This window comes from Flavimaribacter sediminis, assembly GCF_019492055.1.
Taxonomy (GTDB): Bacteria; Pseudomonadota; Alphaproteobacteria; order Rhizobiales; family Rhizobiaceae; genus Flavimaribacter; species Flavimaribacter sediminis.
In genome coordinates this window covers 1,399,304-1,423,554 of record NZ_JAICBX010000001.1, presented here as the reverse complement: position 1 = coordinate 1,423,554, position 24,251 = coordinate 1,399,304, and the positions used below count along the sequence as shown (strand labels likewise).

Here is a 24,251-nt window from a genome sequence, read left to right as displayed (position 1 = left end):
ATCGGATGACCATCGCCGATCAGTTGCCCTCCAGATTTTCAGGTCCAGCATTCAGTGAATTTGGAAGCGCATTCAGAAACTCTTCCGGTGACGGCAAACCATCCACATTGTCAATGACTTCATATTCAAGGGCCGGCAAGTCATGGAGCACGGCTGCGCCGCTTTCATCTATTGCTTTTCCCAAGGGCGCAAGCTGGTTAATTGCCTGGTTTGTCAGCGCCTGTGTTCCGCGCAATGCCCGAGATGCTAATCCAGGTTTTGACTGAGCCTCAAGCTGGCCAATTGTCTGTTTCATCTGCAAACTGGAGGTTTCCATTGCTTCCATGAAACGGCTTTGCAATGCAGCTTTTGCCGCGTCGCCAAATTCATCAGGCTTGACCGAAAGGAAGGCAATCAGATCGCGTGCTTGTGCCGGCTCCATGTCCTTTAGTCTGTAAGGCAGTGTTTGATAAACGACTGCGGGGTCAAAACCGTTGGGTACGTTGATGAGTCCCTCTGCCCAGTAGGCGCCTGCCAGGGCCGCGTCTTTCCTGGCTGGCGCATCCATTTCACTCACGGACTGGGAAATTCTGTGAAACGCCAGCTCGTCCGCCGTTTTCGATGCGCCCAAAACGCCTTCCCCGACATTTGAAAGATCCTTTGCAACGTCGAGTGCAGAGCCTGCCGCACCAACCAACGAAACCATGGTATCGATCGCCAACATTGCCTTTGAGCTTTGCGCCGCCTCGGCGTCCAGCAGAAGCTGTTCTCCCAAAACCGGCGAAGCGCCGCGTGCAAATTCCAGAAGGGCGTCATCCTGCCAGTGCGTCTGCAAATTGGCCGCCACGGTGAGGGCCGCATCCCCCGCTTCTGCAGCAAAGGCAATGCCTGAAATCAATGTTCCGGTGGTTGCTTCGATGCCGAGCGCTCCACCGGCCATGGGCAAGCCAAAACCGAAGGGGGCGCTTGCAACAAACAGGCAAGCCTTGATCATATTGGTGTCCTGATCCGATATCTGCGCATTCAGGTCCGCCTGCAACTTCAGAGATTTGAGTGCATTGAAATGCGCGCGCGCCACCGGATCCGGCTGCACAATCCAGACGCCGTTGCCATTGAGTTCCCGGCGCATCAGGGTCGACACAATTTCATTAATCAGATTTTCGGCACTTCCAGCAAAATAGGAGACGAGCCCCGGACTGTCGCAATCCAAAGGATCTCCGACCGTATCAAGCGCCTTCTCGATGTAACCGATCTGCTTCTCGATCGACACCGAGGCAACATAGACTTTCTGCAACTCCGTGAGCTTCAGTTCCTCCGCGTTGTCCAGCCAATATTCAAAACTGCGGGACCCATCCAGATTGGGAACATCCAGAACCTCCCGCAAGATTGACTTCGGCGCATCCGGGTCCACACTGCGCTTGCGCCAACGCTCGAAATATGCGAGCAGCGCCTGTTTGTTGCCACGCAGCCTGGTGTTCATGTCCCGCACATGGCGCAATTTCTTCACAAAGAGATCACGTATCATGAGTAAGGCCGCATGTTCACCGTGGTTGATTTTGGTCGTCAGCGTGCTGGTCTTGAAATAATATCTTCTGGAAATTTCGTTTTCATCCTCCAGGCTCAACTCTTCCCAGTAGCGCTCGGCAAACTCCTCATTACTGCACTCGAAAGACCGCCTCAATGCATCGACAAAGCGACCGTGCACCTCTTTCTCGTCATGCGAGATCGTAACCGTGTCGCCCGCATAGCGCACCTGAAACAGATCGATCGGATTATCCAGCAAGACCGCGCGCATGGTCGTCTCTGGCCGTAACGCCAAAGCCATTTCCTTCGGAATATAGACATCACTGGCTTGATCGGACTCAGGCAAATCTGCCCAGGTGCGCCCGTCAAGCTTTTCGCGATCGGCCACCACGTAACGCCGCGAACGAAGAAGCCGTTTCTCGCCATCGACGGGCGCAAGCTGAATACGCCCGGTCCCCTCCTGCAACTGCTTGTGCCCGTCGGAGGATCTGACCAGAGCGATTTCAAAAGGCTGAAGCGGGTGTTCACCTTCGACCTGAGCCTCGACCACAATCTGGTCTCGCATCATCAAATGACGCGCTTCCTCGCGCACGGACCCTTTGGTGCGACCGACCGAAATCGTTCGCCCCGACGGTTGCAGATTTGGCGAAAGCCCAACACGCACAAAACGCAGATAGAGACCGTTATCTCCGAAACCAAGCGTCCAATCGACGTCTTCTCCAAGAAAGTAGAACCGCTTTTCGCCGGCGACCACAGTTTGATAGAGCTTCACGTCCAGCACTATGATTTCAGCGTCTTTGCCCAACGGCTCAGCCGCTGCGGCAACTTCTTCCGCTAACCCTGACCTGGACCCGTCAGGCGCATTGGATTCAACAAATGCCTTCGCCCCTTCCGACCCCCTGTGGGTTTTGCTTACAAAATAGGTGAGAGCATCATCCTCATTGCCAATATCGGACGTCGCGCCCAACGTATCACTGGTCAGATTACGACCGACAAGGAAGAGATGGCGATGATCCGGCGCGACGACGTTTTCGGTATCGAGGGGCGCTTTTACTCTCTTGCCTTCGTCATCATAAGGATAGGGAAACAATGCCCGGCGCAATGACGAATTTGCGCGGGCCAGCTGGTCCTCCGCCACAAAACTCGCCAAAATCTCAGGCTTTTCACCAAAGATGACATGTTTGAGGTCCGAGTTGTAGCCGCCTTTCGATTCAAACGTGCCATCCCCGTCGATCTTCATTGACCAGTTCCAAAGGATTTCGCCGCTGTCATCGGATTTCCAGGGTTGCTTCAGAACAAATTCATATCCGGCCGAACTGATAATCGTCGTAACGCGGGCCGGTGTCGGGGCGACAATGGTTTTCTCGAGTTGCTTGTTTATTCCCTCATGCCAGACAGCTTTCCAGGGCAGTGTGATTTCAATCTCCTCGGAGTGGCGCACCGTCCTAACCGTCATCATTTGAACCAAAGCAACCATGTCCGGCGAACTGTATTTTTTGCCACTGAAAGCCTGTGAAAATGGCAGCCTGCGGCTTGGCGGATTGCCCTGTATTTCCGCTTCTGCCGCTCCAAATGCCTCACCGTCAACGGCATTACCACCGACAAACGCACCCGGCTTGAGACTGTCAGGGAAAAGCCCTGCAAGGTCTTCAGCATCAAACTCAGGGTAGACACCAGAATTTTCCGGCGCCCATGAAGGAGGCTCTCTGGAATAGAGTTCAACCAGCCCCAAAATCGAAGGCCAGGCCATGCGTAACTCGACCTTCGGTGCTTTGAAGACAATCTCTTCATGGTCCCGAACCTCTTCCGACGTCATCGTCGCACGCATACCCTCCGGAAGTCGGACGAGCTTGTCACCAACAAGGCGACCCGTCAGCGTCAAGTGATAACGCCCACTGGAATACGTCACTTCGCCCAGATGCGTGATGTCGTTGACTTCATCCTGATAGCGCATGCTCCAGGTCGCCCCCTCCTCGGGGCGCGAGAAGTCCTGCCCAAAAGCCGGCTTTACGGGTGCTGAGAAAATTGTCAGAGCAAAAAAGAAGGCCGAAAGAAACGCAAATAACCCGGATCTGGATGTCATCGTCATTTTAAAGGCCCCTCACTGGCGGGATTTAAGAGAGTGCGGGCGCAAATCTGGTTCTCCGTATCGACCAGACCGCCTTGAATGGAATGGAGTGTGGACAGCGCCGCGTTGTCTGCACGCAAAAGCAAGAAGAGGGGAGCACTCTCACTGTTGACCAGCCCGATTTCCCGGCCTTCGAATTCTTGATGCACACCATTCACCGCAACGAAGGACGGAAGGACAAGGACCCGCCAGAAAAGTGACGACACTGGCGGCTGGCACAGCGTGTGAACTAGCCCGCCAGAATTTCGATCCAGTTTCCATGAACCCAGCCCTTCTTACCCTCATGCGGGACGGGGCGATCTTTCACAACCGGGCTACAGGAAACCTCTTCCACGCCGTAAACGACGCCGATCCATTTGCCCTTCTGGTCAAACAGCCAGACCTTGTCGCCATTGTGCAGCTCGTCCAGCTTTGTGTAGTCGGAACCCGGACCGGAACGCACAGCCAGAAAGCGATCACCATCTGCTTTCAGCCCCGTCACACGCCCCAAAGCGCAGGTGTCGAAATCTTCATCCGCATGTTCAATCACCGGCACATCCAGCGCTTGCGACAGAGCCGGAGTTGGAAGCAGGCCCGAGAGGCCTGCAACAAGTGCTATTGCGCGAAGATTTCTCACGATTACTCCACCTTGTTGATGACGAAAGAATCGATGTTCATCAGGACTTCGCCCTCAACATAGTTTTTCTTGGCCCGATCGACATTGAAGGCGGGCACGCCCGGCGCACGCAGTGACGTGTATTTTTCCGTTTCCCGAACATAAGGATTTCCATCGGCATCGGTGAAGCCGAGAAGCTCCACACTTGACGTATAGTCCCGACCACGTTTGGAGAGGGTAAGCTTGATCGGTTTATTCTGATGGTCGGCGGTGACTGCGGCCCAATCCTCATTTTCCAGAGGGAACCCGTGATAGCACTGACCCCTCGCCGACGTTCCCCTGAACGGCACATTACGTGTGTCGGCAGTACCCTTGGACATTTTTGTCAGGCGCATTTCTGTCTTTTGACAGCCGGTCCCCGTGAGAATACCCAGATAGCCCGTTGCCAGATAGTTCTGCTGATCCTTGCGAAGCCCCATAGTGAGGCGGTCAGCACCGGTGGTGTATTCTCCGGTATAGATGATTTCCATATCCCAATCGCCCTTGGGCAATTCGCCCGTATAGGTGAAGAGGTTTTGCGGCTCGCTCGAGGCGAAGTCTCCAAATGTGGTCGACAGTACCGTCAGGAAACCATCATCGACGATGAAATTGTCTTCACTCGCATGATCGACCCGCCAGACTTCGCCCAGCGTTTCACCATCGAAATCATCGCGGAAAAATTCCGTCACAACAGGACCCGCGGGTTCCTCGGCGACGGGCTTGGGAGCGGATTCCGCCTGCGCCACTTCAACAACGGCCTGCATTGCGCTCGTAAAGCCGTTGGTGTCGGCCGCATCGAAATATTTGCCACCGCCCGCCTTCGCGATGCACTCAAGCTGATTGCGCGCTTCGTCATCGACGTTGAAACCGACAACATGGACCTTCAAGGCCACGCCGGTATCCGTGGCCTTGGCGGCGATGGCGCAGGGGTCGCCATCGCAGGTTTCGATGCCGTCGGAAATCAACACAAGTGATTTGGCGACATCGGCAGGTTCTTTGCCCGCAAGTGTTGCGATACCTTCCACCAACGACTTTTCAATCGGCGTTTTACCCAGAGGCCTCAACGCACCAATGCTGGTTTTGATCGCACCGCGATCGCTGCCGATCGCATTCAGCACACTGACATCCTGGCAGCTGTTCTTCGACTGTGTGCCATAGGTCATCAATCCAATGCGCGCGTCGGCTGGAACTTCGTCCATGAGCTTCAGCATGGTCGACTTTGCTGATTCTATCTTCGCGACGTTGTCGATTTGTCCCCACATGGAGCCAGAACCGTCAAGAATGAAAAGGATGTCGGAGGGCGCCGCAAGGGCTGTGACAGGAAGCAGCGCAAGCGCCGTTGCCGAAAAAAGTGCTTTCATGCCGTTGGTTTCTCCCGGTTACCAGATTGGTTGGCGAGAACCTAAAAAATCGGGGATTTTATCGATATTCCCAATTGGGGACATCCGAGGACGCCGGATCAAAATTTTTGCAAAGCTGCATCCAGACCACCGCCTACACTGCGGTGTTGGAGACCCTTTCATCAAGATGCTGCGAAGGGACTTCACTGGCGGTTGAAAGCTCCGCCGGCGTACCACCAGCACAAAGCTCGAAAATCCACGGCCATTCGCTGAATAACAAATACTGACCCAGCTCGGAAAACAGATGCAGCTGCGCATTGGGCAGAGCGCCAGCGAGCTTGACGCTGCCTACGGGATCGGAAACATTATCCAATGCACCCTGCAGAATATGGACCGGCGCTGCAATTGCGCCGAGATCAAAATCCCAGCCGTGCGTATTGAGGAAATTCTCCTGCACCAGCCCGTCTGTTCCATTCATTGAACGAAGAGCAAGCATTTCCGGGATCCGCTCCTGCAGCGTCGGGCTGGACAGAACCGCGATGTCCGCGGCGCAATTGGAACGCGCGATATGCCGTTCAAGATACTTGCTGGTATTCTGCGTGACGGAACGCATGAGATAGGGAATAATCGCTTTCATCAGCGCTGGAGCGCGACGGCCAATGACACCACTGATGATATAGAAGACATCCTTGCTGCGCCAATTGGCAGGTTCATGACGCGGATAGCTGGGTGCGCACAACACAACACGCTCGACCCTGTCCGGCGCTGATGCGGCAAATGCGAGCGCCGAACACGAGCCAAATGCCTGCGACAATAGTGTGGCCTTGTCAGCGCCAAAACGATCCAGAAGCTCCAAGATGTCAGGCGTAAAGCCCGTTAAACCCGAAAGCCGTTTGAAATCGCTGCGGAACGTGCCCGGGCGGCATGGAACTATGATACGCAACCCAAGATCCCGCAGCATTTCATCATAAACTTGAGGGGTGCCTATAAGATCGACTGTCACGCCGGTGAGGGCGTCGAAATGCAGCACTGTATGACCATCTTCCGGACCGAGAGCGAAATATTCGAGCAGCCGGCCATCCTTCAAGGTAAGCGTATTGCGCACGTCGATTTGCGGTGCTCTGACCTGAACATCGCCACTAATCAGCGACACGGGGTTCACATCAAAAAGCGCCATCAACCTGGCCTGATCATTCACGCCAGTTTTTGAGTAGATGCGTTTGAGATAGGTCCGGGCACTCTCGTATGTCAGTCCGCAATCACCTGCCGCCTCCCGCAGATTGCGCCGTTCATAGAAAGCTTCCAGAAGCTTCATTTCAGAGCTGGAAAGATAAAAACGCCGCTGTATGGTCTCCAGCGTATAAGTCGGGCTTTCCGGCAAGGCGAGCGCAACATAGGCGACATTTGCGGGCAACATACGCGGCTGAACCGCAGAGGCTGAGACTAGTGCAATTTCCTGTCCGGCGATATTGAGCAAGACCGGCAAGAGTTCCTGTCCGATGGGCTCTGCCTGCCGCGTTTCTGCGCTTCTTCGCAATTGTATCAGCGACGACTCGCCCAAAACACCCTGTTGGGCTGCAGCATTGGCATAAATCCGTTTACCAGCATGATCGTAAACACTCACACCCAGCGCCAGGGCATTCATGACGCCGTCAAGCGTGGAGTGCTTTTCCTGCAATTCGACGAAGCTTTCACTCAACTTCATCGCCCGCTGAAAATGCTTAACCAACCCTTCGAATTGATGACCGTCCGTATCAAGCGAACTCGCGCGCGCCCTCTCGATATACTCCATCAGTTCCGAGATCATTTCCGGCCAAAGCGAATTGTCCATGACCGCGTCATAAAGCATATGAACAAGCTCAGCCTCGCTTGGTGGCGAGTGCGCGAGAGAAGAAAGCTCGGCCCTTTTGTCCATAGGTACGTTTCTCCGGCAAGAACGACTTGTTGAACCTTTATGCTGGCGCCACGTCAAGTTTCCGTGCGCGGACTACAAGACCTGCTCCCTCTGATGTCCGCGTTTGTTACATAGCACTTTTCAGTTGTGATGTGCTCCCGAAGAACTCCCTGTTATCAGCCTGTCGTAGGCATTGATGTGGGTGTCTGAAACGGGCAGGTGTGGGACAGGACACGCCAGTTGGACCGGGTTCGACGGCCAGCAACCACCGGTCACTGCGACCGCCGAAGGAACGCCTCGACACCGACTGGTGAGATCGACGGGAATTGATCGGTGGCAAGGTCCCTCCGCTTTCCGGCACCCGGAGGTTTCTCAGGCAAAGTCCGCCCGGAGCCGCAGTAGACTTCATGAACCGTCTACACAATGCGCCGTTGCCCGTCGCTCTCGAAGTGATGATAAACCGCCGCTGACCTTTGCAGATAAATCGATAGCGCCACGTAAAGGGCAAACTCAGTTAGCATGATAATCACGCCACGGGCTCCGCCACCGAAGGCGCCAAAATCTATCGTCTCAACAAAGCAGATGGTCGCAAGTACGGCGTACATTGTGATCGAGGCATGCACCGTTACAGGCCAACGACGCAGATAGCCCAGAACGAAAAACAATCCGGTCAGAACAAGCGCGAAGAAGTGTATGAACTGAAGGCCGGCTGGAAAATTGTTGTTTTGAAGACCCATGGTCAAACCGGGAATCACATATTCCAAAAGTCCCAAGGCCCCCCAGCACAGCAATCCGGCGGAGACGACAAGCAGACCCTTCAGGATGAATGCGTCAAGCGTCTTCGACATCAAATCCCCCTACCCTGCCTTTCCGGCGCACCGAACCAAAGCTGGCCATCGTCGGAAAATTAGTAAACATTTTTTGCCTGAACACAGGAAAAAAAGAATGTGTCAACGTCATGCCTTCCCTTTCCCGGAATGCCAAATCCAGCTTTGTCTCGTATGACGGTCATCAATCCAAGGACTTGGTTCTCGAAGGACTATCCTTTCGCCCCTGATCAAAACACCGCCTCCTCGCCGTGCATCGTAGCAAATACTGCTCGTTTCGGGAGCACTACGCTGCAAGGTCTTGCGTCGCGTCCGCCCAGACAAGTCCGGGGCGATATCGGGCATCGACTTTGCCGTCCTTCAACGTGAAAAGGTGGAGCCAGCCGTTGTCAAAGAGATCACGGACCTCCGGATGACGCCCGAGAACGCCGCTGATCGCCTCGCATGGCGCCTCGATCATGACGGATAGGCGTAGCGGTTCGTGCATCAGCCTTTCACCATCGTGAACGGCCTGCCATGGCAATCCCGGCCTCAGGCGACCCGAGTTGCCCTCGATCACACCAATGCCGCCAACGACGTTATGGATGAGCTTGTTACCGCCCCCGAATATGTTGGGTGTCACGGACGACCCATAATACTGGAGGTTGATCCAGCTTGCCACGACGACGGGCGCTGTGATGATCAGTTCCAGTGTGCCAAAGCCGTCATCCAACTGCCAGTCATAGCTGTGCAGAAAGGCACGGCCCCCGAGGTGCTTTCCCGCGGTCCCGGCACGCGGCGCCGCGATAAAGGCCGCGCATCCGGCCAGCCCCCATTCAGGGCGGACCTCAGCCCAGTTGAGCGCACGATCGGCGATGGTTGTCGAAGTAGCTCCGGGCAAGGCGGCGACACGTTCGGCCCGCGCAATCCGCCCGGCCTGCTTCAACCAGCCCTTCATTCGGCGGATGTCGTCGCCACGGCCAGAGGGCAATCCGTCGTCGTAGATCGTGATTTCGTCCGTCGTGGTGTCGTGAAGGCCGGCGATGAAGAGCGTATCGTCCGGGACGCTGACGCCGCGCCCGGCCAGACCTCTTCTGGTTTCTGGATCATTCAGCAGCATGGCCAAAAGCCTTACCGAGACCTCGCCCGTGTAGCCACCGCACGCACCGCAGTGATAGGCGCTCTTGTGCGGGTTGTTGGTCACACTGGCGCCGTGCCCCGAAAGCAGAACGATCTTGCCATGGCCGGTCGTCAGGCTCATGGCGCGAAGAACCGCTTCCGCAGTATCCGCTTTTGCCTTTGCATCGAGACCGCCGGCAACCCGGGGCGCCGGGGCGGACTTTGTCGCTTTGTCCCCCAGCCCAAGGGCATCGCGCACGAGCTTTCCGGCATATAACGGTCCTGCTGCCTCAACGAAAGCAAACGACGACACGGCGGCCTGACGGAAGCGGCCCCAGGCCCGGGCAGCGCGTGCCGCGATCCGGGTGTCCTGTTCGCCCTTCGGATCGGCGTGGCTCGCGGATTCGAGGGCCGGGTTCAGAAGCACCGGCAGATGTGCCTCGACGACATCCGAGCCGTGTGCCTTGTGCGCCAGCGGCAGACCGAAGAAGCCCGCAAAGCCGATCGTCTCGATCGTCGGATCGACGCCTTCAAGCGCTCGTCGAAACACCTCGGACCGGACGTCGATGCAGAAGGCCGCCTGGAGCGCGGGGCGCCCGTTAGTCGCGGTCTTTCCGTCCAGTATCGCGATGAGCCTGCGTTGATGCGCCCGCTCGGACGCCTCCTGAACGATCGCCAGGGCGACGTCCTGTTCCGAGGGTTCCAAAGGCGCGCTATGCGCCTCAACGGTTTCAGCCCATTTTCCCCCGATCTCCGGCACATGCGCGAGAAGCGCTTCCTCCCAGACCAGCCGGATCGCAAGCAGATCGGCGAGCGTCCTGTCCGTCTCCCCGGCGAGTTCCTGTTGCCATAGAATCCAGCGCGCATGCTGGGACCAACCGCCGAGGTCCATGTAGAGACGATGGAATGCGGTCTCGGCTGCGTGGTCGTTGAGACCGAGGGCTTCTGCCGCCCTGAGAATTGCGCGGTCCGCCATGTCCGGGGCCGCCGTCACATGGGCGCAGAAGCCGGAAAGGCCGGCGATTTCGGGCGTCAGGTCGTGCGTGGCCCAAACGCGCCAGGAGGCGAAGGCGTCCGCGCCCGGCGTCGGTGACCAGAGTGCCTGGCCCCGGTCGAACTGTCCCGCTGCCCAAACGCCAAAGGTCTTTTCGATGATCGAAGGCCAGTCCACACCCGTGAATTCGGCGGCGAGGTTAGCCACCGTCGGCAGCGCCACCGGTTCTTGGGCGTCATCCTTGCCCAAGGCCGCCTTCAGCGCGGCGACATCTTTGGGCTTTAACCGCGATTTTGCCGACAAAACAGCCGCGTCCAGGTCGGCGTCCGCCAAGCTCCCGTTTTCAAGCATTGCGGCATAGGCAGCGACAGGCTGGGTTGCGCGAACACCTGCGACCCTTTGCAGACGCGCCGAGGCGGTCGCGAGGTCTTCGCCCGTCTGTCCAAGAAACGGATTAACAGCAACGGTTGCCTCTAGAGGAAACGCGGGCGGAATGCGCCGCGCAGCATCTTCGGCTGCTTTCAGTATCGGTGATACAGGCGCGATGTGCGAATGATTCAGAAACATGTCGGTCTCCGGTGTTTCAGTACGCCTTTTCGCTGCGGAACCCGCCAATGGCGCGGTCAAGCAGGGCGTTCATGTAAAAGCCATTTGCGAGGTGGACACGGAGCCCGGCGGTTGAGGGATGGTGCGCCCAGAGCGGGAATAGCGCCTGCGCGAAGGCAACAAGACCGAACGAAGCGACCGCGAGCACAATGAGCGCCCATTCAAGAGGACCGGGAGTGGGCGCCAGCGGCAGGGCCGGCCCCCAGAAGGCCTGCGCTCCGGCCTGGAAGGCGAAGTAGGCTATTGCCGCACCCAGCGACAACAACGCCGTGCGCTTTGTCAGTTCGGCCGGCGCCAGATCGGCTAGACCCTGCGCGACGAGGTAGGCAACACCGAAGATCAGTATCGCCCCGAGGGCCAGCGCCTGCGCCGTCTTCGGTCCCAGCAAAACCGAAAAGGCGGTGGCGATCAGCGCATACAACACAAGCGCAAGAGCGAAGGATTTGAGCACCGCCGCGAAGCTCGGGACCGCGATCGGTCCAGGGCGGCGCAAGCTCGCCACGGCCTGTACGGCGCCGCCTGACGAGAGGAAAGCGTGTGCCTTGTAGAGCGAATGCGCAACGATGTGCAGGAGCGCAAGCGCCCAAAGACCGAGCCCGCATTGCAGCAGCAGGAAGCCCATCTGGGACACGGTGGACCAGGCGAGCGATGTCTTCACTGCACTTTGTGTCAGCATCACAGCCGCACCGAAGATCGCGGTGAAACCGCCGATCATCACCAGCGCCGCCATGACGCCGGGGCTGAGTTGCACAAGGCCTGCGAGCAAGATCAGGAGGATACCGCCCGAATTGATAATGCCGGCATGAAGCAACGCCGAGACGGGCGTTGGCGCTTCCATGACTTCGGTCAACCATCCATGCATCGGAAAAGCCGCTGTTTTCAGCGCTGCAGCGAAAACGATGAGGGCGATCCCAAGCGATGAGGACCAGGTCAGGCCAATTTTGGAAGCAACCGTTGCGATCTCTCCGAGATTGCCGGTTCCGTAGTTTGCGACCAGCAGCAAAGCCGCAATGACCAAAGCGGCGTCCGCGCCGTGCCAGACCAAAGCGAATTTGGTGGCCGCCCGACGGGCTTCGGGACGTTCCCGATAGAACAGAAGAAGGCGTTTGAGACAAAAACCGATCAGCGCCGAAGAAAGGATCAGCATCCCCAGATTGCCGGACTGTACGAAGAGCAGCACTGCCGCCAGCGTAGCGAGCATAAGTGCGTGGAACCGACCCTCCTGCGCTTCGCCGTCGAGATAGGTGCGACTGTAGCGAACCACGACCCAGCCGATGAAAGCAACGAGCAGCACCAGAGCGGAAGTCACGAGATTGGCATTTAGCGCTCGGGATGCGGGGGCTTCAATAAAAGAAAGCACCGCGGTCCCGACGACCGCGACCTGGACGAGACCGAGTGCGGCGACACCAAGAGCTGCAAGCGCTGCGTATTCCGCGAGATGCGGCAAACCCTTCGGCCTGCAGCCTGGCTGTCGCCATGCATGGATCGCGAGCACCGACAGAACACAAGGGGCGAGGAACGAAAGCGAAAACTCCATGAACATTCTCCAACACAGGTTGGACTGTAGTTATGCCAAGGCGCACTTGAATAAAAATTCATATTCTATCAAAATTCATTCTATAAAATAGAACTATGTCGATACCCAACCTTCATCACCTGCGCCTGTTTCGCGCCGTGGCAAGAGACGGAACACTGACCGGAGCCGCGCGGGCGCTCAACATTTCGCAATCAGCTGTATCCACGCAGATCAAGTCGTTGGAAGCCGCCCTTGGTCACGATCTTTTCGAACGACGCGGGCGGAACCTTGTTTTGTCAGAAGCTGGCCGGATCGCTCTCGATCACGCTGACGAGATCTTCCGGGCTGCGGAGAACCTGACAGCGACCCTGAAACGCGCAGAAGCGAAGCGCCGTGTTCTGAGAATCGGTGCGCTTGCCACCCTGTCGAGGAATTTCCAGATCGCGTTTCTCGATCCCCTTATCGGGCGCGATGACGTTGAGGTGGTCTTGAGGTCGGGAACGCAGGAGTTGCTCCTCCGCGCCCTCGAGGCGCAATCTCTTGACATCGTATTGACCAATCTCATCCCAGCAAGGGACGCCTCCAGCGCCTATCTCGTGCACACGCTGGCCGATCAACCGGTCAGTCTCGTCGGCTCGCCGGACAGAATATCAGGTGGGGAAGCCAGTGTCGCCAGCATTCTGGCGTCGGAACCGCTCGTACTGCCGACCCCGGAGACATCGCTTCGCGCCGGGTTCGACGCCCTTCTCGAACGGCTCGTCATCGTTCCCCGTATTGCAGCGGAAGCCGATGACATGGCAATGCTGCGCTTGCTGGCGCGCGCCGATGCCGGGGTCGCAGTCATACCGCCCATCGTTGTTCAGGACGAACTGGAGGCTGGACAACTGAAAGAATACGCCCGTCTTGACGATGTCCGGGAGGTCTTCGCGGCCGTCACGATCAGTCGGAAATTTCCGAACCCTCTTGTTCATGAAGTGCTGCCCGCGGAATGACAGGCGATAAGGTGGAATAATGAACATCGAGAAGGACATGTATCGAAAAAAGTCCTGGATGGCTGACCAGGCTTTTGAGCACACGACGGTGAAAGCAGTCGTTTCCATGCTCGCACACCGAATGTTTCGGTGCTTTCGAGATCCACCGGTTGTGTGTTCTCGGCCTTGCCTCGCACGTTGAGCGTATGCCCGTTCGCGCGATCAGAGCAGGATTTCAATGGCAGAACGGGGCAAATGACCCGGAGCGGACCTTCGCTGCATTTTGAACCAGGAACCGCAATGCGCACCGTCAAATACAGATAACGCTGCGAAGCCCGGCAACTACAGCATCGTCCCTACCTCTGCCATTGGGCGAGATCGCCCCGTAGGTCATCAGCCCGTGCTTTATCCTTGCCGGTTCAGGCGCAATTGCTTGCGCGCAAGCCCGAAATGCTTCACAGACCCGGTTGCAGGCAAATACAGTCGTCGCGATCGACACAAACGCCGGCCGCCTTACAGGCGCCCTCGCCCTCTCCCCGAATGGAATCGCAAATGCTGATGCTCCACCATCTCAACAATTCCCGTTCACAGCGCATTTTGTGGCTGTTGGAAGAACTGGAAGCGCCCTACGAGATCAAATACTACGAGCGCGATGCCAAGACCGGTCTGGCCCCGCCCGAATTGCTGAAGATACATCCGCTGGGCAAATCACCTGTGATCGAAGAGAATGGCCGCCTCGTTGCGGAATCGGCGGCAGTAGTTGAATATATCTGCGCAAGATACGGGCCGCATATGATTCCTGACACCGATAGCGACGCCTATATAAGCCATATGGAGCTGATGCATTTCGCTGAAGGCTCCGCCATGATCCCGATCCTGCTGGCGCTTTACACCAGCAAATTGGGAGAGGCCGCCGCACCGTTGCAACCGCGGATACGCAGTGAGCTGAAAAACCATTTCGCCTATATGGATCAGTGTTTGCGCCCGTCAGGCCATTTCGTGCTGGATGATCTGTCGGCCGTCGACATCATGATGAGCTTTCCCGCCGAAATCGCGATCGCGCAGGGCTTTGGCGAGATACATCCCAAACTTGCCAAGCATGTTAAAACCATGCATGAGCGCCCCGCCTACAAGGCGGCGCTGGAAAAAAGCGGGCCTTATAAATATGCGTAAGGACAGCAGACGCGGTGCGGTGGCGTGTGAGAACCGGAATTGAAAATCGGGTCGTTGCCTGTGGCTCGAATGGCCAAGTGATTGCGCAGCTCGGAGCAGACATCCATTCCAAGGAAATTCCGGACGTGATGGCCTTCGCACCGTCTGCCAGGTCGAGTGGTTAGTGTTTTGGGCCAGCCGTAGTTCCGACCGCCATGCCGACCTTTAAACTAGCTGGCAGACTGAGGGCCAGGCCAAGATGAGCGAAATGCGAGAAAGTCCGACGCGGGCAGAGCTGCGGAGAAAAGCCAGCCTTGAGCAAATTCGACGCCGTTGCTTCGCAGGTAGGCCGCTTGCTCTTCGGTCTCCACACCTTCGGCGACGATCTTCAAGTTGAGTTCGCGCGCCATGGCGATGATCTGTTGTGTCACATTGCGTGTCGGCGCTTCGGTGCCGATGACTTTGACGAACGAACGATCGATCTTCAGCGCGTCGATCTGCAATTGCTGAAGATAGCTAAGGCCGGAGTAGCCGGTCCCGAAATCGTCGATCGCAATCAGGTGGCCGCGTCGGTGCAGCTCCGCGAGCGTGATTTGCGCACCCGTGATGTCGATCATCCCGTGCTCGGTCACCTCAAGCCAGATCTGTCGCGGGTTGACGCCGGAGCGGCTCAATGCGCGATCAAGCACGGGCAGGATCCGTCCGGTACTCAGATCGGCCGCGCTGAGATTGATGCCGATGAGTGCGTTCGGGTCCTGTCTCAGCCAGTCGCCTAGATCCCTCATCACCGCTGCGACGATCTGGTCCGTGATCCTTTCCATCAAGCCGAAGGATTCGGCCAGAGGGACGAACACGTCCGGTGGCACATGGGAGCCATCTGAGCGTTGCCATCGGGCAAGCGCCTCCGCTGCGTCGCAACGCCAGGTCGTGAGATCGATGATCGGCTGGTAATGCGCAATAAACGCGCCTTTTCGAACCGCCGCCGCGAGTTCGTAGCGCAACGAGAGGCGCCACCGCAGCCAAAACCAGGCCATCGATCCGGACAGCAGAGCGATTGCAATCAAGAGAGGTAGAAAGACTACGGGCTCCGATCGCAAGTAAGACGGAAAGGTGATTCGGGGTTGGCGTACGGTGACGGACCAACCATTCGGACCGTTGCGAGAGGACGCCTCGCTGAAGCCGGTCTCTGATGTACGAGGCACATCGTTATAATTCGCCCGGAGCGGCGTGCCGTCGTTGGCGTGGATGGAGGAAATGTTGGATGCCATGGAGCCGACCCAATCGCTGAACAGATCCTGTTGATCCACCAGCACACTATAGTTGTTCAGCCTTAGAATGAGCAGTGACCTATAGGTACCAAAAGTCTGCGGCTTCCAGTTGAAGACGGCGTCGATACCGTCTGATTGCCGAACCTGCGAGGAGTTCTTCGAAATCACATAGTTGAGAAGTCCCCATGTGTTACATTCAACGACGTTATTCGCGCCGTAGGCAATATTGATGACGGAGCGCGAGCTTTCGGTCAGTTTAACCATCTGGCGGATATTCGCCGGTGAGCAAGGCCGGGTTGTATTGGATGCGATTTCCCGGAGGGTTGTCACAGCGTCAGCGTAGATGCTTTCCACACGCGCCAATGCGGTCATGGCGTCGCGGTCGAGCTGAGCCTTTTGGATCTGAAGGGTCAGTTGCCAAGACACGAAGAGGATCGACACGAAAGCCGCCGCTGAAGCGAGGACCGCCCCCATCACGGCCATCGCCAGGACGCGACGCCGGCCCACTAATTCCACCTTCGAGCAGCAGCGACAGAGGGAAATGTAGTAACGGCCATAGAATACCATACTATGATCATTGTGTTTACTTCCATCGAGAACTGAACTGCTGCCAATTTTTAGTACACCGAGGTAAGGTGTTATTGCAATTGGAGAGCAGAGACGACGAGACGACAGTTCAGCCGCGAGTTCAAAATAGAAGCGGTCCATTTGATAACGGTGCGTGGTGTGAGCGTGGCACAGGCTACCCGTGACCTTGATGTCCATGCGACGGTGCTTCGGCGCTGGATCAAACAATACCGGCACGATCCTGCTGGAGCGTTTCCCGGCATGGGGCAGATAACGCCGGCCGATGACGAGATGCGGCGGCTTCGACGCGAAGTGGCAAAACTGAAAGCCAAGCAAGACATTCAAAAAAAGCCGCTGCCTACTTTGCAAAGGATCAGGCGTGATGTTCGCCTTCATTGCGAGGGTCCGAAGGACGGGGATCTGGCGGGTCAGTTGGATGTGCGAGGCGCTCGGTGTCTCGCGGAGCGGTTTCCATGCCTGGCTGACGCGGTCGAGCGGTCCTCGGGTTGCAAAAGTATCCCGCACCATTCAGCCAAGTCGTAGATTGGGAGTTGTCGGGGCAAACCGATGAGGGACGATCCAGTCGAAGCGGCGCGTGTATCCGACCTAAAAAAGGACCGCTATCACATCCAGCTGCCCGTGGGTTCAATGTTCGTTTCATCCGGTTTCAAGCCACCGAAGTGCTATCTGGGCGATGAACACGATGACATAGTTCTCGGCTGGATTGCAAAATGTCTGCCGGAGTGGCCTGTATTTTGCGAGATTTTTCCTAAGCCCAGGCCAGACAAGCACAAGAAAACCAAGTTCAAATCTCTCGATACGTCTATCATGGAACTGGCCGACGACATCGCCTACGGCCTACATGACCTCGAAGACGCCATCGGATTACGCCGAATTTCCCGCCGTGCAATTCGTCAAAGGTTCGAGAAGCGCCGTCATATTAGTGCAGCAATGCCTTGTTCAGGACGCCATAGATCCGGTATTCGATCCCATCCCGTCGCGGAGCCGCAAATCCTGCTGCGGAGTTTCCTCTTCTGTCGGGATGATCTGTTCGCCGTCACCCGTGTTCGGGTCGATGGCAAAGGTCTCAAAGCCATACAGAGCGCAGAATGCGAAGGCAGCAAGAATAGCGGTCGCACGCAGGACTACCAGGAACAACACGGCGGGACTTTCGTCCGTATTGGCTCCACTATCTTTTGGCAACCGGTTTTCTCGACCGGGAGGTTCAGAACCTGAAGCCAACACCTATCAGCGGACCCTGGCTCGTCATATCAACGATGTCGCCGCCGTCGGAATAGTCGACCCCCATGCCGCGCCATCCTGCCGTGATGGCCAAGTGGTCATTGAATTCGTAGCCAATGCCGCCGAAGACGTCCCACATGAACTCGGATCCAACACCGAATCCGCCGATCAGTCCCGTTGCGGTGACATAGATCTTGTCTGTTAGCTGCTTTCGTCCTCTCAGACCGACGACCGGGTCCCACCATGAGATTGTTTCGCTTCCGGAAGTGGCTCCGATTGGGATCAGAGCCAAACTAAGCGTGGTGTCGACCGACCAGTATCGGGCGCCTGCCAGCGCTTTGAGCGATGTCGTGTCGTCCTTGTAGAATTCATAGGCGCCTGCCAGTGTCCCGACAGTCATGGCAACCCCGAGATCGGCGCTTGCGACAAGCGGGCCCACAGAAGTTGCGTTGCTTCCTGAAATCTTCATGTAGACAATATCGCCAAACAGCCCGAAGCGATCGTAGCTGATGTCTCCGGTAGCCTGTATCGTCATGTCGAGGGCATTGAGAATGTCAGACGGATCCAGAGAGAAGCTGACCGGCGGAAGACTGTTGATACCTGCGTCGCCGCTCATCCAGGGCAGCCAGCCATAGATCGCAAGCTGCCCTGACCAGGGCGACTCGACAGATACCGCTTCAACAACCGGCGGCTCGGGCGCCACGAGATCCGCTGCCTCCACTGCGCCGAAGCAGATCTGGACAGCAAAAAACAAGGAAGCGATCTGCAGTACACCTGGTCTTATCATTGTGTCCCCTCACATATGGTGCGTTTTGGCGTCGATCGACATTGGCGAAGCGAATGATCGCTTCCGGTGTATCAAGCTGAATTCAGCAATAATACACGCCCGAAATGCAACGCCGCGTCGTGCGTCGGGCAACGCCGGCATAGCTGACCGGCGTCAGAGGCCGTCCTACGATGGCCTGTGCCTCGCTCACCAGACTTGCGGATTCCTGAACATCAATCCAGGAGCCACCGGCCAGTACGGAATATCCAAGGGCGGCCGCAAGCGCATATTTGACAACGCTATTTCTGATGGTCATTTCGAATCTCCTTTGGAGAAGTTGGGCGGAAGGTCTGCAAACTGGGCACGGATGGTCTTGATATCGACTTCCGTTGCATCTCCGGGCTTGAACTCGAAACCGGTCATGGGAACCTGCCCTTCCGTCTTCCAGTTGCGCACGTCGATCCGGTACTGCGGCGCCTGGGAGACTTTCTTTGACGCAATTTCATATCGGCACGGATAGGGATCCCGGCCCCGGGCGATCCAGATCTGCCAGTCGACGTCCTTGGTGCGGAACGCGAGGTGGTCGCATTCGACATCATCGATAAACCCGCTTCCAAGGTCTTTGATGTCGGTCACCTCGGCCATCAGTTCATCATAGGGATTCGACAGCAACAGGTCCGCCGCCGGCAAGGCAAAGCTGTACTTGTCCCTGAGCGTATCGATCAGTTGATCGATCGTTCCGGGCGCCTGGACCTGCGTGTAGAGCTTGGCGGCGCGACCGTAGAGCGTGACCGTCGTGCCGTCGAAAAGCATCTCCAGATCGGCGAAACCGCCCTTTCTTGTTGCACGGAGCTTATCCGGTCTTTCGAGTGTGACCGTGCCGGAACTTGCAACGCCAAGCTTCTGTCCGTCAGATGTGACCACCTCCAGGTTGGCGTTGTAGTCGAAATGGACGCGCTGTTGCGCCCCCACATAGTCGGACATCGCCTTCAGCAGGTTCCTGGCGTCGTTTTCGTCGGCGGCAGCGGCGCCGACAAATGACGGCAGAACGAAAAAGCTCAAAGCCACAAGAACCAAAAATCTGAACTCGTCGCGTTTACGGCTGACCATACTGGTCTCCTCTTCCTGGCAACCGGATCCCGGCGTGAATTGCGTTGTCATCGTGTATTCCTGCGCAGTTAGCAGTGCGGCAACCGCGGCATTCAGCAGCATTTGCCTGGCAATGGGTTTTCCTCAAGACTGTATTCCTTGTTTGAACAGAACCCTTGCGCCACCAGCCACAGACGGCAGGGTCAAGGCCGATCGGCCGTTCAGACTCCTTAGCGGAATGTGTTTGCATGAATTTGCTTTTTGAGGACAGATTTGCGCAATTCGCAAACGCACCCGCCTGCCTCGCGGCGCGCGGAGTCGCTTGTGCCGCACTTGACCCCGACAATGCATATAAGAGCGCTTCCATACACTGCTTTTGATGGTGGAGCGGTTTGTCACCGAAACGGTGGCGTCAGCATGAAAGACCCGCAAGCAACACCTGCCTCTGTCGCTTTCCCTGTTCGGCGATGGAGCCGCCCCGAGAACTGGCTTGCGATCCGTCGGATGTCACCGTTTCAGATTGTCGATCATCCGGTCAAATCACGACCAATCCTGACCATCCGATCCCCTTACACCGATACGGCACTGTGACAATTTCGGGTATACTTGCGGCGCCAGTTGGTAGGTGTGGTTCCGGACCAGTGGCGAAATGAATGCGAGAAGGTGCTGGAACCTGAAAAGCCCAATGCGCTTGCAATTTCGCTCATCGGGAGTGGAGTCAAGGACAGGAGTTCGCGGGCGACAGTGTACCGTACTTCCTCCCGAAGTGCAGCGAATGTTGTCCCCTCTTTTTCCAGCGCCCGTCGCAGACTGCGTGTGTGTTGGCCAAGCCTGCCTGAAATTTCCGGCATGACAATCCGCCCGGTCGTAATCGAGGTGCGAAGGGCGTGTCGCACGGCGGCGGCCTTTCCCCACGGCCCTGCTGCAGTTAGCGACGCGAGCCTTGACAACGCTTCATTGTGCGCCCTGCTGTCAGCGTCTTTCAAAGGGAATTCCAAAGCTTCCGGCGGCAGGAAGATGCAGGTTTGTTCCCGCTCATAATACACAGGACAGCCAGCAAACGTCGCAAGTGGCCGGGGATCTGCGGACGGCGGCCGCATCAACCAGAGTTCAAGCGGTCTCACACGATGATCGGTCAGGAGAAAAATGAGCCTGCAGCCGGCGCCCAAGACCAAATCGTGGATCTGCAGGGCTTCGTACCCGGCGGGATCATAGATCCCGTAGCCAAAGGCTACGTCCTGCGGTGTCTGATAGACATAGGCCGACCCCCCGGTGGAGTTCCAGATCTGAAACTGGACGTAGTCGTTCAGTGCCTCGCCGAGCGTGGCGGCATGGCGCATTACCTGGCCCGCTGGTCCAAGTGCGGCAAGCGACAAGCGCCGAGCGAGCCGTACTCCCAGATCATCGCAGCCGGAAAGCTCTGCGGCACGGTCGAGCAGCGCCAGAAATTGGGCATATGGCAGGAACGTGCCCGGGCTTAGATCGGCGGCGGAGAGCCCGGCGCCGTCCAGGACACGGTCCAGTGGCACACCGAGCTCGTCGAGAAGCGGCGGAAGACCCATCAAAATGGTGGCACGTTGGCGATATGAAGCAGCCATGCCAGGTATTTTGCGAGATTGTCCTAAAAAAGCAAATAGCAAATAGTCAATTCGCTAAAACGCTTAAGATCAAAGAGTTTGAACCCAGCCCTGACCAAACTTTCACTTGCGCGATCGGGGTTTTCTCTTCCAGGGAGGAGCATATTATTGCATAAATGCCAGCCCCTGCAATCACCGGCCATGTCTCAAGTATCTGTTGCTTGGGGAAACGAGCGGCTGGGCTTGCTTCGAGAAAATGCAATCTTTGATCGAAACGACCAGCACGGATTCTGTGCTGGCGAACGGCAAGCCGACGCTCAAGGGGTGAATTCATTCGTCTTTGCCGAACATCCAGTCCGTTCAGCCGGCCCAATACCAACGTCGGTCATAACCAACAATGCCAAGACATCCGAAAAAGGAACGGATGTTGAAACGATTGCTGAAGTAGGAGAGAAGCAATGAAACGAGTATCGCACTGTCGAGCGCTCCCTGTCGGGCTGGCCGTGTGTCTGCTGCTGTCGGGACACGCCTATGCCCAGGAGAAATCCGGGTCGGACGAAGCGGTCGTCCAGACAACCGGTACGCTGGGGTCCCCAAACGCCACCACAACTCTTCCGGGCAATCAACTGCCGCCCCCGGCTCCGAAATTCGAGGGTGTGATCAAGGACGACGCGCTGCAATCCAAACCATGGTGGCCGCCCCGGGTTGTGCCACCGAAGGAGGCGCCGAACATCCTGATGATCATGACCGACGACGCGGGGTTTGCCATTCCCAGCACCTTCGGCGGCGTTATTCCAACACCTTCGATGGATGCTCTCGCGGCAGAAGGCTTGCGCTTTACCCGCATGATGTCGACATCCCTTTGCTCTCCAACGCGCGCTGCGATGATCACGGGCCGCAACCATCATTCTGTGGGCTTCGGTGTTATCTCCGAGCAGGCGACGGGCTTTCCGGGCTACGACAGTGTGATCGGTGTCGACAACGCGACGATCGGGCGTATTCTGCGCGACAACGGCTATGCCACGTCCTGGTTCGGCAAGGACCACAATACGCCGACCTATGAGGCGAGCCAGGCCGGGCCGTTCACCCAGTGGCCGACCGGCATGGGCTTCGACTATTTCTACGGCTTCGTCGGCGGCGACGCCAACCAGTGGGGGCCGAACCTCTTCCGCAACACGACGCAGATCTATCCGTTCAACGACTTCCCGAGCACCCTCAAGATGGATCGCTCCGACCCGGACGCCAAGATCTGGCCGGTCACGGGAAAAGAGAGTTCGTGGAACCTGATTACGGCGATGGCCGATGACGCGATCGCCTGGATGGACCGGATTCACCAGACCGATCCTTCGCAACCACTCTTCATCAATTACGTGCCGGGCTCGTCTCATGCACCGCACCACCCGACCAAGGAGTGGGTGGACAAGATCCACGCAATGCATCTTTTCGACGACGGTTACGAGAAGCTGCGCGAGCGCATTTTCGAGAACCAGCAGAAGATGGGCGTGATCCCGCCGGACCTGGAACTGACGCCTTGGCCCGACGATATTCTGCCGCCCTGGGATACGCTGAGCGACGAGGCGAAAAAACTCTACATTCGCCAGGTTGAAGTCTTCGCAGCCTATGTCGCCTACAACGACCACGAGATCGGTCGGGTGATCCAGCACTTCAAGGATCTCGGGCGCTACGAAAACACGCTCATTATCTACCAGAACGGCGATAACGGCACGAGTGCCGAGGGTGGCCCGGAAGGCACCTTCAACGAGGTCGCTTTCTTCAACGGCGTACGGCCGCCGGTCGATACGCAGATGAAATTCTATGATGCCTGGGGTACCGAGTTCGCCTACAACCACATGTCGGCCGGGTGGTCCTGGGCCTTCGACACACCGTTCGACTGGTTCAAGCAGAACGCGTCGCGGCTTGGTGGGGTCAACCAGAATATGGTCGTGACCTGGCCGAAAGGCATCAAGGACAAGGGAGGCCTGCGTGATCAGTTCATGCATGTGATCGACCATGTCCCCACGATCCTCGAAGTTACCGGGATCGCAGCACCGGAAATCGTGGACGGCATCAAGCAGACGCCGATCGAGGGCACGAGCTATGCCTATACCTTTGACGCCGCCAACGCCGACGCGCCGTCCCGGCATACGACGCAATACTTCGAGATGATGGGCCAGTGGGCGCTCTACCACGATGGCTGGCTTCTCAGCACCAAGGTCAACCGTACACCGTGGGACGCTTTCTCCCCGGCCAACCCGGATCCGCTGAACAACCAGATATTCCAGCTCTACGACCTGTCGACCAGTTGGAACCAGTCCGAAGATATCGCTGCGCAACATCCCGAGAAGGTGAAGGAAATGCGGGCCATGTTCCTCGAGGAGGCCAAGAAGTATCAGGTGCTGCCGCTGGATGCCTCCGTGGGGGCGCGGGTTGCCGCGCCGCGACCGAGCATTATCGCCGGACGTGACGAACTGGTCTACACGTCCGTCATGACCGGCGTACCGCAAGGAGACGCGCCCTATCTGCTGAACTCCTCCTTCACCATTACCGCGGAGATCACCGTGCCCGAGGGCGGCGCCGAAGGCATGATCGTGACCTCGGGCGGTCGCTTCGCCGGCTATGGCATGTACCTGCTCGAGGGCAAGCCGGTGTTTCTCTGGAACATGCTCGATCTTGATCGCATCAAGTGGGAAGGCAAGGAGGCGCTCGCGCCCGGAAAGCATGTCATCGAATTCGAGTCGAAGTATGAAGGTCTGGGGGTCGGCACAATGGCCTACAACAACTTCTCGGGCATCGGACGGCCCGCGGAGACAACCTTCAAGGTGGACGGCGTGGTGGTCGATTCAAAGCGTATGGAGAAGACGATCCCCATCATCCTGCAGTGGGACGAGAGCTTCGACATCGGTTCGGACACGATCACCGGCGTCAACGATGCCGACTACTTGCCTCCCTTCCCGCTGACCGCCAAGCTCGACAAGCTGACGATCAAGATCGATCGGCCGCAACTCAGCGAGGCGGACATCGCAAAAATGAAGGAGGCGATGCTGAAGGCGAGCGACTGATCGTCCGCATTCAAATCATA

Annotated in this window: 17 protein-coding genes and 1 pseudogene; 6 read left to right on the top strand and 12 right to left on the bottom strand. The window is 57.3% G+C overall.

Going from position 1 to position 24,251, the window contains the following annotated elements; all coding sequences use genetic code 11:
- Positions 1-19: 19 nt before the first annotated feature.
- The 7 genes from K1W69_RS06790 to K1W69_RS06760 form a co-directional block, all read right to left on the bottom strand.
- Positions 20-3,592: a hypothetical protein gene (locus K1W69_RS06790; RefSeq protein ID WP_220227534.1), complete on the bottom strand. Its 3,573-nt coding sequence runs from the start codon at positions 3,590-3,592 to the stop codon at positions 20-22.
- Between the two features lie 268 nt (positions 3,593-3,860).
- A complete protein-coding gene (locus K1W69_RS06785; RefSeq protein WP_370688196.1) occupies positions 3,861-4,247 on the bottom strand; it encodes an SH3 domain-containing protein in 387 nt (128 codons plus the stop codon).
- A gap of 2 nt (positions 4,248-4,249) precedes the next feature.
- Positions 4,250-5,626 (bottom strand): vWA domain-containing protein, encoded by a 1,377-nt coding sequence (locus K1W69_RS06780; RefSeq protein WP_220227533.1) that lies wholly within the window; start codon positions 5,624-5,626, stop codon positions 4,250-4,252.
- A 133-nt stretch (positions 5,627-5,759) separates the two neighbouring features.
- Positions 5,760-7,520 carry a bifunctional helix-turn-helix transcriptional regulator/alpha/beta hydrolase gene (locus K1W69_RS06775; RefSeq protein ID WP_220227532.1) on the bottom strand — a complete coding sequence of 587 codons (1,761 nt, stop codon included), beginning with the start codon at positions 7,518-7,520 and terminating at the stop codon, positions 5,760-5,762.
- A 395-nt stretch (positions 7,521-7,915) separates the two neighbouring features.
- A complete protein-coding gene (locus K1W69_RS06770) occupies positions 7,916-8,347 on the bottom strand; it encodes a hypothetical protein (RefSeq protein ID WP_220227531.1) in 432 nt (143 codons plus the stop codon).
- Positions 8,348-8,612: 265 nt separating this feature from the next.
- Positions 8,613-10,985 carry a YbcC family protein gene (locus tag K1W69_RS06765; RefSeq protein WP_220227530.1) on the bottom strand — a complete coding sequence of 791 codons (2,373 nt, stop codon included), beginning with the start codon at positions 10,983-10,985 and terminating at the stop codon, positions 8,613-8,615.
- A 16-nt stretch (positions 10,986-11,001) separates the two neighbouring features.
- Entirely contained in the window at positions 11,002-12,567 is a 1,566-nt protein-coding gene (locus K1W69_RS06760) for a proton-conducting transporter transmembrane domain-containing protein (RefSeq protein WP_220227529.1), read from the bottom strand.
- A gap of 89 nt (positions 12,568-12,656) precedes the next feature.
- On the opposite strand from K1W69_RS06760, the gene K1W69_RS06755 reads away from it, so the two are divergent.
- Both K1W69_RS06755 and K1W69_RS06750 read left to right on the top strand, forming a co-directional pair.
- Positions 12,657-13,532, top strand: coding sequence for a LysR family transcriptional regulator (locus K1W69_RS06755; protein WP_220227528.1), 876 nt, complete (start codon positions 12,657-12,659; stop codon positions 13,530-13,532).
- Between the two features lie 531 nt (positions 13,533-14,063).
- Positions 14,064-14,684, top strand: coding sequence for a glutathione S-transferase family protein (locus K1W69_RS06750; RefSeq protein ID WP_220227527.1), 621 nt, complete (start codon positions 14,064-14,066; stop codon positions 14,682-14,684).
- A 209-nt stretch (positions 14,685-14,893) separates the two neighbouring features.
- Here the strand turns inward: K1W69_RS06750 and K1W69_RS06745 are convergent, their stop codons facing one another.
- Positions 14,894-16,405 carry an EAL domain-containing protein gene (locus K1W69_RS06745; RefSeq protein ID WP_258570923.1) on the bottom strand — a complete coding sequence of 504 codons (1,512 nt, stop codon included), beginning with the start codon at positions 16,403-16,405 and terminating at the stop codon, positions 14,894-14,896.
- Positions 16,406-16,624: 219 nt separating this feature from the next.
- On the opposite strand from K1W69_RS06745, the pseudogene K1W69_RS26970 reads away from it, so the two are divergent.
- Positions 16,625-17,003, top strand: a pseudogene (locus tag K1W69_RS26970) (transposase); the annotation flags it as partial.
- 62 nt (positions 17,004-17,065) lie between these two features.
- A complete protein-coding gene (locus K1W69_RS06740; RefSeq protein ID WP_220227525.1) occupies positions 17,066-17,734 on the top strand; it encodes a deoxyguanosinetriphosphate triphosphohydrolase family protein in 669 nt (222 codons plus the stop codon).
- Here the strand turns inward: K1W69_RS06740 and K1W69_RS06735 are convergent.
- From K1W69_RS06735 to K1W69_RS06720, 4 genes are all read right to left on the bottom strand, one after another.
- Entirely contained in the window at positions 17,724-18,527 is an 804-nt protein-coding gene (locus K1W69_RS06735) for a hypothetical protein (protein WP_220227524.1), read from the bottom strand. The two genes, K1W69_RS06740 and K1W69_RS06735, sit on opposite strands and share 11 nt — an antisense overlap.
- 82 nt (positions 18,528-18,609) lie before the next feature.
- A complete protein-coding gene (locus K1W69_RS06730; protein WP_220227523.1) occupies positions 18,610-18,822 on the bottom strand; it encodes a hypothetical protein in 213 nt (70 codons plus the stop codon).
- Positions 18,819-19,667: a DUF2092 domain-containing protein gene (locus K1W69_RS06725; protein WP_258570822.1), complete on the bottom strand. Its 849-nt coding sequence runs from the start codon at positions 19,665-19,667 to the stop codon at positions 18,819-18,821. Before K1W69_RS06725 ends, K1W69_RS06730 begins: the two co-directional genes overlap by 4 nt.
- Before the next feature lie 497 nt (positions 19,668-20,164).
- Positions 20,165-21,193 carry an AraC family transcriptional regulator gene (locus K1W69_RS06720; RefSeq protein ID WP_220227522.1) on the bottom strand — a complete coding sequence of 343 codons (1,029 nt, stop codon included), beginning with the start codon at positions 21,191-21,193 and terminating at the stop codon, positions 20,165-20,167.
- A gap of 180 nt (positions 21,194-21,373) precedes the next feature.
- Between K1W69_RS06720 and K1W69_RS06715 the strand changes: the two genes are divergently transcribed.
- A complete protein-coding gene (locus K1W69_RS06715) occupies positions 21,374-21,634 on the top strand; it encodes a hypothetical protein (protein ID WP_220227521.1) in 261 nt (86 codons plus the stop codon).
- Entirely contained in the window at positions 21,631-24,231 is a 2,601-nt protein-coding gene (locus tag K1W69_RS06710) for an arylsulfatase (RefSeq protein WP_220227520.1), read from the top strand. Before K1W69_RS06715 ends, K1W69_RS06710 begins: the two co-directional genes overlap by 4 nt.
- Positions 24,232-24,251 lie beyond the last annotated feature (20 nt).